At 69.9% G+C, this 12,391-nt stretch carries 17 protein-coding genes; 6 read left to right on the top strand and 11 right to left on the bottom strand.

Annotation, left to right across the window (positions count from 1 at the left end):
• Nucleotides 1-12: 12 nt before the first annotated feature.
• Together FHS29_RS32425 and FHS29_RS32420 are read left to right on the top strand one after the other, a co-directional pair.
• Entirely contained in the window at nucleotides 13-879 is an 867-nt protein-coding gene (locus tag FHS29_RS32425; RefSeq protein ID WP_184697579.1) for a LysR family transcriptional regulator, read from the top strand.
• Nucleotides 876-2,096 (top strand): 6-phospho-beta-glucosidase, encoded by a 1,221-nt coding sequence (locus FHS29_RS32420; protein WP_184697576.1) that lies wholly within the window; start codon nucleotides 876-878, stop codon nucleotides 2,094-2,096. The genes FHS29_RS32425 and FHS29_RS32420 overlap by 4 nt, the downstream gene beginning before the upstream one ends.
• Here the strand turns inward: FHS29_RS32420 and FHS29_RS32415 are convergent.
• Together FHS29_RS32415 and FHS29_RS32410 are read right to left on the bottom strand one after the other, a co-directional pair.
• Complete coding sequence (locus FHS29_RS32415; RefSeq protein ID WP_184697573.1) at nucleotides 2,084-2,716, bottom strand: endonuclease V; 633 nt, start codon at nucleotides 2,714-2,716, stop codon at nucleotides 2,084-2,086. The genes FHS29_RS32420 and FHS29_RS32415 overlap by 13 nt on opposite strands.
• Complete coding sequence (locus tag FHS29_RS32410) at nucleotides 2,713-3,651, bottom strand: DUF3500 domain-containing protein (protein WP_184697570.1); 939 nt, start codon at nucleotides 3,649-3,651, stop codon at nucleotides 2,713-2,715. Before FHS29_RS32410 ends, FHS29_RS32415 begins: the two co-directional genes overlap by 4 nt.
• Before the next feature lie 440 nt (nucleotides 3,652-4,091).
• Between FHS29_RS32410 and FHS29_RS32405 the strand changes: the two genes are divergently transcribed.
• Complete coding sequence (locus tag FHS29_RS32405; protein ID WP_184697567.1) at nucleotides 4,092-4,868, top strand: arylamine N-acetyltransferase family protein; 777 nt, start codon at nucleotides 4,092-4,094, stop codon at nucleotides 4,866-4,868.
• Here the strand turns inward: FHS29_RS32405 and FHS29_RS32400 are convergent.
• Nucleotides 4,852-5,520, bottom strand: coding sequence for a maleylpyruvate isomerase family mycothiol-dependent enzyme (locus tag FHS29_RS32400; RefSeq protein ID WP_184697564.1), 669 nt, complete (start codon nucleotides 5,518-5,520; stop codon nucleotides 4,852-4,854). The genes FHS29_RS32405 and FHS29_RS32400 overlap by 17 nt on opposite strands.
• 83 nt (nucleotides 5,521-5,603) lie before the next feature.
• On the opposite strand from FHS29_RS32400, the gene FHS29_RS32395 reads away from it, so the two are divergent.
• A complete protein-coding gene (locus FHS29_RS32395; RefSeq protein ID WP_184697561.1) occupies nucleotides 5,604-6,134 on the top strand; it encodes a CGNR zinc finger domain-containing protein in 531 nt (176 codons plus the stop codon).
• Here FHS29_RS32395 and FHS29_RS32390 read toward each other — a convergent pair.
• Nucleotides 6,131-6,322: a DUF397 domain-containing protein gene (locus tag FHS29_RS32390; protein ID WP_184697558.1), complete on the bottom strand. Its 192-nt coding sequence runs from the start codon at nucleotides 6,320-6,322 to the stop codon at nucleotides 6,131-6,133. The two genes, FHS29_RS32395 and FHS29_RS32390, sit on opposite strands and share 4 nt — an antisense overlap.
• Nucleotides 6,323-6,324: 2 nt before the next feature.
• Nucleotides 6,325-7,191 (bottom strand): helix-turn-helix domain-containing protein, encoded by an 867-nt coding sequence (locus FHS29_RS32385; protein WP_184697555.1) that lies wholly within the window; start codon nucleotides 7,189-7,191, stop codon nucleotides 6,325-6,327.
• 102 nt (nucleotides 7,192-7,293) lie between these two features.
• Here FHS29_RS32385 and FHS29_RS32380 point away from each other — a divergent pair, with 102 nt between their 5' ends.
• Nucleotides 7,294-7,521: a hypothetical protein gene (locus FHS29_RS32380; RefSeq protein WP_184697551.1), complete on the top strand. Its 228-nt coding sequence runs from the start codon at nucleotides 7,294-7,296 to the stop codon at nucleotides 7,519-7,521.
• A gap of 57 nt (nucleotides 7,522-7,578) precedes the next feature.
• Here the strand turns inward: FHS29_RS32380 and FHS29_RS32375 are convergent, their stop codons facing one another.
• From FHS29_RS32375 to FHS29_RS32355, 6 genes are all read right to left on the bottom strand, one after another.
• Entirely contained in the window at nucleotides 7,579-8,007 is a 429-nt protein-coding gene (locus FHS29_RS32375) for a CBS domain-containing protein (RefSeq protein WP_184697547.1), read from the bottom strand.
• Nucleotides 8,008-8,053: 46 nt separating this feature from the next.
• The gene (locus FHS29_RS32370; protein ID WP_184697544.1) at nucleotides 8,054-8,248 is read right to left on the bottom strand and encodes a hypothetical protein; all 195 of its coding nucleotides are present in this window, start codon (nucleotides 8,246-8,248) and stop codon (nucleotides 8,054-8,056) included.
• Nucleotides 8,249-8,474: 226 nt separating this feature from the next.
• Entirely contained in the window at nucleotides 8,475-8,732 is a 258-nt protein-coding gene (locus FHS29_RS32365; protein ID WP_184697541.1) for a hypothetical protein, read from the bottom strand.
• A 32-nt stretch (nucleotides 8,733-8,764) separates the two neighbouring features.
• Nucleotides 8,765-8,896 (bottom strand): hypothetical protein, encoded by a 132-nt coding sequence (locus tag FHS29_RS37910; protein WP_281391790.1) that lies wholly within the window; start codon nucleotides 8,894-8,896, stop codon nucleotides 8,765-8,767.
• Nucleotides 8,897-9,172: 276 nt separating this feature from the next.
• Nucleotides 9,173-10,351, bottom strand: a complete 1,179-nt coding sequence (locus FHS29_RS32360) for an MFS transporter (protein WP_184697538.1) — start codon at nucleotides 10,349-10,351, stop codon at nucleotides 9,173-9,175.
• A gap of 149 nt (nucleotides 10,352-10,500) precedes the next feature.
• A complete protein-coding gene (locus tag FHS29_RS32355) occupies nucleotides 10,501-11,238 on the bottom strand; it encodes an EcsC family protein (RefSeq protein ID WP_184697535.1) in 738 nt (245 codons plus the stop codon).
• A gap of 42 nt (nucleotides 11,239-11,280) precedes the next feature.
• Here FHS29_RS32355 and FHS29_RS32350 point away from each other — a divergent pair, with 42 nt between their 5' ends.
• Nucleotides 11,281-12,366, top strand: a complete 1,086-nt coding sequence (locus FHS29_RS32350; RefSeq protein ID WP_221456958.1) for an Rv2629 family ribosome hibernation factor — start codon at nucleotides 11,281-11,283, stop codon at nucleotides 12,364-12,366.
• Nucleotides 12,367-12,391: the final 25 nt, after the last annotated feature.

Below are 12,391 nucleotides of genomic sequence, written 5' to 3'. Positions count from 1 at the left end.
TAAACTGGCTTCATGACACTGCGGCAGTTCGAGTACCTCGTCACGGTCGTGGACGAAGGCTCCTTCACCCGTGCCGCCGAACTGTTGCACGTGACGCAACCCGCGCTGTCACACCAGATCCGGGCGTTGGAACGCACCACCGGCACGCAGTTGCTGGACCGGCTGCCCCGCACCGTCCGGCTCACCCCGGCCGGTCGGGCCTGGCTGCCGTTCGCACGGGCGGCGCTGGCCGACGCCGAACGCGCGATGACGGCCGCCCGACGGGCAGGTGGCCTGGAGTGCGGCGAGCTGCACGTGGCGACGGTGTACTCGCTCACGCTCGGCGCACTGCCACCCGTGCTGCGGAAGTGGCGCGCGCTGCACCCGGACGTGCGGATCAGGCTGTTCGAACACCGGCACGCCGACGAGCTGCGGGAAGCGATGGCCGAAGGGCAGGCCGACGTGGCGATCGGGCCGGACCCGGTGGGGTGGGCCGGTTTCACGCGGGTGCTCGGCATGGAGGACTTCGTGCTGGTCCTGCCGCCCGACTCGGAGCACGAGAGCCCGGTGGACCTGCGGGCGTTCGCCGATCAGGGGTGGGTGCACTACGCGCCGGGCAACGGGCTGGCGGACGTGGTCGACGCGGCGTGCCGGGACCGCGGTTTCCAGCCGTGGGCGGCGGTGCGGACCGAGCAGACCGCGACCGTTCCGGTGCTGGCCGCCGCGGGACTGGGGCCCGCGCTGGTGCCGCGCAACGTGGTGCCGGAGCGGTTCGACGGGGTGGTGCTGCGGCCGGAGCCCCCGGTGCGGCGCGAACTGGTCGCGTACTGCCACAAAGATCCCGATCCGCTCACGTCCGCGTTCATCGGGTTGCTCGCCGAGGCAGGATGGGACGCATGAGGCTGGTCATCCTGGGCGGGGGCGGGTTCCGCGTGCCGCTGGTGCACAAGGCGTTGGTGGCCGACGGGCGCGTGGACGAACTCGTCCTGCACGACGTGGACGCGTCGCGACTCGCGAGCATCCGGGCCGTGCTGCACGGCGGGCCCCACGTCAGCGTCACCACGGACCTGGACGAAGCGTTGCCGGGCGCGGATTTCGTGTTCTCGGCGATCCGGGTCGGCGGGCTCGCCGGGCGGGCGATCGACGAGGAGGTGGCGCACGCGCACGGCGTGCTGGGGCAGGAAACCGTTGGCGCGGGCGGGATCGCCTACGGACTACGCACCGCCCCGGTCGCGCGGGACATCGCCCGGCGGGTCGCCCGGCTGGCCCCGGAGGCGTGGGTCATCAACTTCACCAACCCCGCCGGACTGATCACCGAGGTCATGGCGGAGCAACTCGGATCACGGGTGATCGGCATCTGCGATTCGCCGGTCGGGCTGTGCCGCCGGGTGGCACGTGCGTTGCAGGTCGATGACGCGACCTTTGACTACGCCGGGTTGAACCATCTCGGCTGGTTGCAGGGAGTCCACGTCGGTGGGGAGGACCTGCTGCCCCGGCTGCTGGCCGACGCGGAGGCCTTGCACTCGTTCGAAGAGGGCAGGCTGTTCGGCGTGGAGTGGTTGCAGGCGTTGGGCGTTATCCCGAACGAATACCTGCACTACTACTACGACACCCGAGACGCGCTGGGTGACGACCGGGGTGCTTTCCTGTTGCGTCAGCAGAAGCGCTTCTACGACGGTGAGGTGGACTGGGAGACCACCAGGCTGGAACGCGAGGCCACGTACATGCAGCAGGACCGCGACTCGTTGGAGGGCGGCGGGTACGAGCACGTCGCGCTCAACCTCATGCACGCCATTGCCGGTGACGAGCGCGCGACGCTGATCCTCAACGTCCGCAACGGTGCGACCTTGTCCAATGTGGATGAACAGGCGATCGTGGAGGTGCCGTGCACGGTCGACGCTGGCGGCGCGACGCCGTTGCCGGTGAGCCGGTTGCCCGACCACGCCGCCGGACTGGTCACGTCGGTCAAGGCGGTGGACCGACTGGTCATGGAGGGCACCCGGCAAGCGGCGCTGAAAGCGTTCGCGCTGCATCCCCTGGTCGACTCGGTGTCGGTCGCGAAAAGCCTGCTCGACAACTACACCAGGCGTCACCCGGAGCTGGCCTACCTGAGCTGAGCACGGCCGAGCGAGTCCGCACGGCGAGTCGTCTCCGGCAACCGCGTAACGCAGAGCCGCAGGACTTCCGCGCACGCCCGGTCCAGGTCGATGCGGTGTCCGACGGACACGAACACCGGCTTCACCCCGGCACGGGTCCGTAGCGCGCGACCGACGACCTCGCCGTCCTCCACCAGGTCGGTGGCCGCACCCCGTTCGTCGGAAGGCTGTTCGAAGCGACCCATCGGCGTCTTCGCCACGCCGACGCTCGGCAGGTCGGTCACCACCCCGATGTGGCACGCCAACCCGAACCGCCTCGGGTGCGCCAACCCCTGCCCGTCGCACACCAGCAGATCCGGCGTCACGGTGAGCTTGGACAGGGCGCGCAGCAGCGGCGGCAGCTCGCGGAACGCGAACAACCCCGGCACGTAGGGGAATTCGGCGTTTCCGAGCACCACGGCCGAGTCCACGGTCTCCATCGTCGACGCGTCCAGCACGACGATCGCCCCGGCCAGCCGATCGTCGTCGGCGTACGAGACGTCCAGCCCGGCCACGTACTGCACGGTCAACCCCGGATCGGTCGATGTCCGCACCCTTGGCCGCAGCCGTTCCTGCTCGGCGACCGCCTCCTCGGGTGTCACTCGTGCCTCACCGCCGCCCGGTGCGCGGCGAGCAGGTCGTCGCCGAAGTCGCCGGACCGCCTGCGCCACACGGAATGCGCGTGGTTGGCGTCGTTCGCGGTGTTGTCGTACTCGATCAGCAACTCCGGTCCCTGGATGCGGTAGTAGTGGCCCGCGCCGCGGCTGGTCGAACCCTCCCAGGCGAAGTGCAGCCGGTCCAAGTCGATTTCCTGGAACTCCTCGTCGGCCAGGTCGCCGTGCAGCCGGTCCAGGTAGTAGCGGACCAGCCCGAGCAGCAGCCCCCGTGACGGGCGGTCGAGCTGCGCGGGTGTGACGCCCTGCGGTTCGATGTCGCCGATCCGAGGCGCGTTGCCGGTGCGCAGGTCCGGTGGCGGACTATCGGCCACCACGGCGAGGCCGCGCGCGGTGCGTCCCATGCGGTCCAGCAGTTCGCGCGGCAACTCCTCCTCCAGCCGCAGCGGCTGCGTGACCGTGCGGCCCCGGTAGGTGACCCGGGCCGGATTCGCGCCGAGGAAGAACGGGGTGGCCGACACCCGTCCGTCGGCCACCACCACGCTCACCGACAGGTGGTGGCCCTCCACCCGCCACCCCCACGGCTCGTCCGAGCCGGGCAGGCCGAACAAGACCGTCCAGTAGTCGCCCTGGTGCCGGTCGCGGTGGCCGCCTTCCCGGTCGTCCAGCACGTCCTCCAGCGCCATCACGGCCGTGGCCTGCGCATACGCGTGCGGGCTGAGCACGCAGGACAGCAGGCGGTGCACGGCCTTGCGCTGGTCGCGGCGCAGTTCGCCGAGCACCACACCGGGCCGTGGGCCGGGCGTGTAGGCCCAGCGCCTGCGCAGGTCGTCGTCGGAGACGGCACGCACCGCGACCGCGCGCTGCCGTTCGTCGAGGAGGTCGAGCAAGCCGCGCGTGGCCTCGGTGATCTCGTGCAGCATCACTCGAACCTATATGCCTTCAGGTTGCACAGCAGCAGGTAGCAGTTGTGGAGGGAGCCGGAGGTATCGCCCAGGGAGCGGTAGATGCCCCATTTCGGGCGCAGCCGGTCGCCCAGCCTGGCATCGACGCCTGACTTCGTCCTGCGGCACTTCGATAAGATTGTTCACCAATTCGGATCAGACCGTTGTGCCCCTCCGGCTGTCGACGACCGGTGCTCGCCGACCTGTTCGGGAACCGGACCGCTGTCCGGATCGCCGTCGTGGGGTTGGTCGGGCAGGCCGTGGCCATCACCCGTTCCCCGGTGCGCCACGCCCGCCAACCGCAGTAAGCCACCGCAGCAGGCAACCGCAGCAGGCCTCCGCATGTGCCATCCGCCACCAAGCGCAGGAACGTGCCGAGCCGCCGTCCGGGCAGCGCGGTGAGCTGACATGCTGGGCCGGTGTGGAACGGTGAACTCCTCGATCTCGACGCGTACCTCGACCGGGTCGGCTTCCGGCTCGACCCGCAGGCCGACGCGGCCACCACGCTGCGCGGGCTGCACCGCGCGCACCTGAAGGCGATCTCGTTCGAGAACGCGGACATCGGCGCGGGGGTGCCGATCGCGTTGGACGTGCCGTCACTCCAGGACAAGCTGGTGCGGCGGAAGCGCGGCGGCTACTGCTACGAGCAGAACCTGCTGTTCGCCGCCGTGTTGGAGCGGCTCGGCCATCAGGTCACGGGGTTGGCCGCACGCGTGCTGCTGGGGCGCGAGGGTGACATCCCGCGCACGCACGCGTTGCTGCGGGTCGACCGGAAGTGGTTGGTGGACGTGGGTTTCGGGGGTGGCGGGTTGTTGACGCCGTTGCCGTTCACGCAGGGAGCGTTCGAGCAGCAAGGGGATTGGACGTTCCGGCTCGACCAGGAAGACGACGTGTGGACGCTGAAGTCGTTCCAGGGCGGCGAGTGGGTGTCGTTGTACGACTTCACGGAGGACCCGCGCACCCCCGCCGACTACGCGATCCTCAACTACTACCTGTCGACGAACCCGGCGAGCGCGTTCGTCGGCAGGCTGCTGGTGCAGCGCACCGACGAACGCGCCCGTTATGCGATCACCGACCGCGAGCTGACCGTGGCCACGCCCGGTGGCGGACCGCAGAAGCGCAGCCTGACCCCCGACGAGCTGGCCACCACGCTGCGCGACGACTTCGGCCTGGAGCTGCCTACAGCCACGGGTTGAGCACGGGCGGCTCGCCGGTCAACGTTCCCTTCGGCTCACGACCGGCGAGCCACCGGGCGATGTCGTTCAGCTCTCCCCGGACTTCGACCGCTTCCCCTGAACCGAGGGTCCACTCGCGACTGTCGTCGGTTGCCACCAGGGTCAGCCGCACCCCGTCCGGCACCCGCTGCGCCAGGAATTCCACGACGTGGTCGCAGAACTCGGGCGACCACCGGACCGGCGCCAGGTCCAGGTCGAACGTGTGGATCTCCACCTCCCGCCACACCGCGTACGCCGTGTCGCGGAGCGTGCCGTCCCGGTAGGTGACCGGGGCGTTCCAGTCGCGCACCCCGTCCCACGCCTTGGCCAGGCGGGTGACGGCGGTGTCGATCGCCGCGCGGTGTTCGTCGGCCGAACGGCCCGAGTCCGCCTCGATGGCGGCGTCCCGCGCCGGCCGCCCGCCGGGGTACGGCTCGACCTTCGTGCCCTCGTTCTCGGCTTGACGGGCCATGGCCGTGGTGACGTTCGCGATGTGCGCGAGCACGTGGCCGCGCGTCCAGCCGGGCAGCACGGACGGCTCGCCGACCTGGTCGTCGGTCAGCCCCGCGATGACCGTGCCGAGCCGGCGGTGTGCGTCGAACACGGCTTCGATCGGGGCGTTCTCGATCGTCACGACTCCCCCTAATGGTTCGAATTACCAAGACCGTTAGGAAACATAGCGGGGTTGCCCGCCGTGAAGTCCATTAGGATGCCGGGATGAGCCGGGCGTTGGAGTTCGCGGGCACGGTCCGTCACGACGGACACGGCGGGCTGACCGACGACCTCGCCACCGTGCACGGACTGGCGTCGTGGGCGGGCGTGGACGCAACGAGCGAGGACCTGCGGCTCAAGGTCGTGGAACTGCGGTGGGCCGTCCGATCACTGTTCGCACACGCGGTGGATGCCGACGAACGGATCGACACGCCGTACCTGATGCCGCTGGACGAAGCGTTGCGCCTGGTCAACGAGACGGCGGCGCGAGTCCCCAGGGCCGCCCGGTTGGAGTGGGAGGAGCCGTTGCGCATGCGCTACGTCGACTCCGCGACGGACGGCGAACGGCTGCTGGCGGAGTTGGCGACGGACGCGATCGAGTTCCTGGCGAGCGGGGAGCGCGCGGAGTTGCGCGCCTGCCCCTCCCCCAGGTGCATCAGGTACTTCGTCAAGGCGCACCCCCGGCAGCAGTGGTGCAAGCCGTCCTGCGGCAACCGGGCCAGGGTCAGCAGGCACTACCACCGGGCGCGCGACTAGCGGGTCGGCGGCCGGTGCACGAGGCCGAGGAACGCCGCCCACGCGCGAGGGTTCACCTGGAGCGAATCCCCTTGCGGCTGCTTGGAATCGCGGATGCCGGCACCCCGGCCGGCGATCAACCGGACCTCGACACACTGGTCGTTACCCGCTCCGCTGTAGCTACTCTTGAACCAACCGGTGTCCTGCATGGCTAGATCCCTTCCAGCACGGCTTCAAGTCGCGCCCTGGATTCTTCCGGACCGAAGGCGAGTTCTTGAAGCCGCTGGAAGCATCTGGCCAATACCGCCGTGTCCTCAGGATCGACGGTGTAAACGGAAGGCCCCCAGATGACCGGAAGCAAGCCCGCCCGAGGCGTCTTGTCGTCGAAGTCCAGCAGGACCATGGGGCCGTAGGGGCAGGGGTTGTCAGGGTGGGTCGAGTCGAGCAGCCGGAAGGAGACGTTGGGCTTCTCCATGGCGGCCAGGAGGTGCTCGACCTGACGGCGCATCACACGCGGGCCACCGACCTGGGTGGCCAGAGCGTCGTCGGTGACGACGAAGACCAGTTCCTTGCCGGACAACAGCTTCTGCCGCTCCAGCCTGAAGGCCACCCGGTTGACCCGCTCCTGGTAGGACGACTCCCACAGGACGCCGTCCGCCGTGGCCATCTGCGCCTCGGCGTATTCCGGGGTCTGGAGCAGCCCGGGGACGACACCTCGGTCGTAACTGGAGATCCGGGTGGCGAGCGACTCGACGTCGGCGTTCCGCTGGAAGTTGCCGGGAAGAAGGTCGACATACGTGCGCTTCGGGTGACGCTTGCGGGCTTCGACTCCCAACGCGAGCAGCTTCTCCCGGTCCTCCGGTGACGCCCCGAGGAAGTCGAGGACCAGGTTCAGTCGATCCTCGGTGAGGTTGGCGCGACCGTCTTCCAGGTCGATGATCCGCGTCCGTGCCCTGTCGATCAGCTCGGCCACTTCCGCCTGCGACTTGCCGGCCGCGAGGCGAAGGCGCCTCAACTCCGCGCCGAGCAGCCTCCTCGGCATGGTCTGCACTACCTCGCCCAAATCCAACTCCCTCACGATTCACCCGATCAGGCACACGCCAGTTCGGAATGTCGCGACTACCGTCATCGTACGTACGACTTACGGTTGTTCCGCACATCAGCCTAGATCGGAGACGCCATGAGCTTTGCAGGACCGACCGCGCAGGTGGGCGCGTGGGTAGTGGTCGAGACCGGGACCAAGATCGAGTTTGAGGCCAACGAACTGGAGGAGTCGGTGGAGTTCAAGTTCGACGCGAAGCCGCCGTTCGAACTCGTGCTGTCCCGCGAGACCGTGCAGCAGTGCCTGAACCTGTTCCCGCAGGCGTTGGCCCAGTTGGAAGCGGCCCGAAGCGGGCAGTCCGCCTAGTCCTGCGGGCGCTTGCCGGACCGGTGCACGACCCGGCAAGCGCCCGCAGGTACGCGCCTAACCCTGGACGATGTACGCCGTGAGCTGGTCCTGGCCTTCTTCCAACTGGCTGATCCGGCTCTTCACCACGTCGCCGATGCTGACGATGCCGACCAGCTCGCCACCCGACACGACGGGCACGTGGCGGATCCGGCGTTCGGTCATCAGAACCGTGAGGCTGTCCACCGAGTCCTTCGGCGAACAGGTGAGCACCTCGGCGGTCATGATGTCCGCGACCGCCGCTCCCAGCAGGTCCGCGCCGCGGTCGTGCAGGTGGCGGACCACGTCCCGTTCCGACACGATCCCGGCGATGCCGTCCGACCCGACGACGACCATCGCACCCACGTTGTGCTCGGCCAACGCGGCGACCAGTTCCGCCACCGAGGCTCTTGCGTCGACCGTGGCCACGGCCGCGCCCTTGTTCCGCAACACGTCAGCGATCCTCATGTGGCGCCTCCCTGATCCCAGCCAGATCCGGTGCTCCCCCCGCAGGCTAGTTCGCACGCGCCCCCAGCGGCAGGCCATGCGCCCGAAGAGACCACATTTCTGCGGCTGAGGCGTCGCCACCGACCGCCGTGATCACGGTGAGCAGCACAACGTGCGTGCGGAAGCCACCAACGGCCGCACCCATCGCCGGTCCGGTCGAGAACCCGAGGGTGCGCAGCAGTGACGTCACGTCGCCGGACATGCCGACGAGAGCGTCATGGGGTGCCGCTCGGGACGGAGCGCAGCACACTACCGTCCACAGTGGACGCTACGAGCGTGGTGGTCGATCTACCGGGGAACGCCGAAGCACCGCCGACGCCACGAAACGACTCGTGGCGCCGGCGGTGAGGAAGGCCGGCCGCGAGCGGCAGGAATGGTCCGCGCACACCGGCGCCGCGTGATGTCACGGCGCCGGGTTCACGGCGGATTCAGCCGCCGGTGCGGCGGAACACCCTGCGCCCGACGAAATCCGCCTGGTGCGGCCGGCCGGGGTTCTTGCTCACGCCGGAGTTCTTCCCACCGTGGCCGCGACGTTCACGGCGGTTCGGCAGGACGTTCTCCTCCGGTTCGAGCTGCTCGGGTGCGGACTGCCCGGTTTCGGGCTGCCCGGATTCGGACTGCCCGGATTCGGACTGCCCGGATTCGAGCAGCTCGGCGTCACCCGGAATGTTCTTCTGATCGGTCATCGGTCCCTCCTGGGGTGAGGCGAAGTCGCTGGTCAGCGACGCCGCATGGCGTACTGGCGCGGGTTGACGACGACTCGTCCACCGCCGAAACGCGGCTGGGACACGCCGCCCGAACGCCGGGCGCGCCGGTTGTTCGGCTGACCGTCGGATTGTTCAGTGCGCATGGTGGGCATACGACCGCCTCCTGGAAAAAATATCGAGGCGTGCAAAGGCGTACGACCCCTCACGAAAAAGGAAAGGGTCGCCGAAGAGCCGCTAGGGCCACCAGGAGATGAGCGCTCGGCACCGGCTCACCGGCCGGGTGCGGCGCGAAGGAGGAAGAATCCTCAGAGGTAGATCTGGAAGAACATGGCCATGACGTTAGCGTGTCGCGGCCCGTGCTGCCAAGGTTTTTCTCGGGCGATCAACGACACACCTCCGAAACTGTCCGATGTGGACATTCAGACCACTGCCGGAACCGACCGCCGGGCCCGGCGGACCGCCGGGCCCATCGCCAGCGCGGCGGTCAGGAACAGCGCACCCAGCACCAGCCAGCCCACCACTCCCCCGCCGAGCACCAGCGTGGTCAGCAGCAACGGCCCCACGGTCCGCGCCACGGCCGTCCCGGTGCCGTAGAAGCCCTGGTACTGGCCCTGCCGGTCGGCCGGCGCGAGACCGAACCCGATCTCCCACGACCCCGCCCCGTGCGCCATCTCGCCCACCACCTGCACGGCTGCCGCCACCACCAGGACCACCACGGCCGGCCACGTATCCGCTCCGGCTGACAACGCGAACACGCCGCAGCTGGCCAGCAGGAGCACCCCACCGCGCCGCACGGACCGGACCGCCGTACCCAAGTCCGTCACGCCACGGGCCATCCGCACCTGCCCGAGCACCACGGCTCCGGTGTTCAGCACGAACAGCAGGCCGACGATCCAGCTCGGCGCGTCGGTTCGTTCGACGATCCACAGTGGAACGACGAGGCTCAGCATCGGCATGTAGAGCAGCAGAACCGCGTTCAACAACGCCACCACCGCATACGGCCGGTCCCGCAGCACACCCAGCCGCCTCGGCCCGCTGACGGCCGTCACCACCTCGGGCAATCCGCGCAGCACCGCCGCCGCGACCAGGAACCCGACCGCGTCGACCGCGAACACCACCAGGTACGCGGCCTCGGTGGCCAGGTGCAGCGCCAGCCCACCGAGCCCGGCTCCGACCGCGAGCCCCGCGTTGACCACCGACTGGAGGAACGCCCGGACCTTCGTCCGCCGCTCCGGCCCCACCAACCCCGCCAGCAACGCGTGCCGCGCCGCCTGCAACCCGCTCTGCCCGCACGTGTAGACGCCCGCGGCCAGCAGGAACGCGGGGAACGACCGCACCACGAGGAACGCCGCCAACGCACCCGCCGTGACCACCGCCAGACCGACCGCCAGGCGTCTGGGCCCGAAGCGGTCGGCCAAGTGCCCGAGCGGCACCCCGACCACCGCCCCGACCGCCCAGGCCAGCGTCAGGGCCAACCCGACCTGCGTCGCGGACAGACCTACGACGCGGGTGAAGTACAGCGCGGAGGAGACGTAGAACGCGCCGTCCCCCACCGAGTTCGCCACCTGAGCAACCGCGAGGCGCTTCGTCGTTCCCATGCGGAGAACGGTAGGAACCGGATTGGCCCACGATAAGAGCCAAGATCAGGCCAATCGGTTGGGCCAATCACCCCAGGTCGTGATGTCGAGCCCGAGCACACCTGACCAACGGCCTGACTGAAGGTCAGCGGCTCCTTCGAAGGCTTGGGCTACTCGCTCCCGGTCGCCCGGTCCTCCACGACGTCGCTCACGACCTCGCCCTCCAGCACCTCGGGCTCCACGACCCGGCCGTCGACGATCCGGGGCGTCCCCGGCGACGACGCGAAGAAGCGGCGGGCGAAGCTCCCCATGGCCCGGGTGGTCACGGCGTCGAAACCACCGCCGATCACACCACCCACCAGGGGCACGCCCTTGGCCAGGGTGATGCCCGCCTTCGACGTCCCGTACTTCGCCAGCAGGGTGAACCCGACGCGCTTGTTCACCTCGCGGATGAGCTGGGCGGGGATGCGTTCGATCAGGCTCATGGTGAGCTTCGAGCCCGCCCGGATGCCGACCTTCTTCAGCACCTCGGTGCCCGCGTTGCCCAGCAGGCACACCAGGATCGCCGTGCGCACCTCGTCGCTGTCCAGGTCGTGCCCCTGAACCGCCGCGATGGACGCGATCAGGTGGGTCTGCACGAGGTACGCGGCGGCCACGTTGGCGGGCAGGGTCACCGGCAGGGTGATCAGGCCGCCGATGTTCATCGCGAAGCCCTGGATGCCGGCCGCCGTGACGTGCGTGCGGATGAGGTTGCGGATCGCCTCGTCGCGGGTCAGGCCCTGGGCGAGCAGGTCGCCGGCCACGTCCTGGGCGCTCTTGAACGGGCCGAAGCCCTCGATGCCGACGCGCAGCAGGTGGTCCACCGCGCCTTGCTGCGCCTTCACCAGCGCACCGGGTTCCTCGGCCATGGCTCCGAGGTTACGCGGTGCCGTCGGGGGTAGCCGTGAGGCATGGACATGTCTGCCTTGGGGAGGCTCGTCCGGGAACGCGGACCGTTCGCGTCGGTCTACCTGGACGCCTCGCACGACACGGAGGACGCGGCCAAGGCGCTGGAGCTGCGCTGGAGAGGGCTGCGGGAGGAACTCGAGCGGCAGGGCGCGGACGGCGACACGCTGGCGGCGATGGACCGGGCCGCGCTGGAGCCGGTCGTCGGCAAGGGCGGTCGGGCGCTCATCGCCGCGCACGGCACGCTGCTGCTCGACCGGGTGCTGCCGCGCCCGCCCGCCGCCGACACGGCCCGCTGGTCACGGCTGCCGAACCTGCTCCCGCTGGCCGGTCTGCTGGGTCCGGAGCTGCCGTACGCGGTGGTCGTCGTCGACCGGGCGGGGGCCGACCTGCACGGTTACGACGGGCACACGGAAGTGGACACCGAGGTCCGGGGCGACCCGCACCCATTGCACAAGGTGCGCGGCGGCGGCTGGTCGCACCTGAGGATGCAGCACAAGGTCGAGGAGACCGCCCACCACAACGCGAAGCTCGTCGCCGAGGCCGTCGACCGGCTGGTGTCGACCATCAACGCGCGGCTGCTGGTGCTCGGCGGCGAGGTGCAGGCCCGATCCGCGGTCCGCGAGGAGCTGGGCACCCGCTGCCGGGACGTCCTGATCGAGGTGGACAGCGGCAGCCTGGCCGACGGCGCCGACGACGAGTCGTTCGACGCGAAGGTGCGGTCCCTGGTGGCCCAGTACCAGGCAGACCTGGACAACGACGTGGTGGAGGAGTTCACCGCCGAGTCCGGGCGCGACCAGGGCCGGGCCGTGCAGGGCCTGGAACGGGTGGTGGAGGCGCTGCGCGAGGCGAACGTGGCCACGCTGCTGGTCGCCGACCGCGCACTGGCCCGCCGCACCGTGTGGACCGCCGACGACCCGGCGCAGGTGGCGACCCGGGAAGCCGACCTGCGTGCGCTCGGCCTGGACGACGTGGCCGAACTGCCCGCCGACGAGGCGCTGGCCGGTGCGGCGACCGCGACCGGCGCCCAGGTGCTGGTCACCGACGACACCAAGCTGTGGGAGGGCGTCGGCGCGCTGCTGCGCCACTAGGTCGGGAACGGAAAGGGGGGAGCGC

Source organism: Saccharothrix tamanrassetensis (genome assembly GCF_014203665.1).
Taxonomy (GTDB): Bacteria; Actinomycetota; Actinomycetes; order Mycobacteriales; family Pseudonocardiaceae; genus Actinosynnema; species Actinosynnema tamanrassetense.
This window is presented reverse-complemented; position numbering and strand designations above follow the sequence as displayed.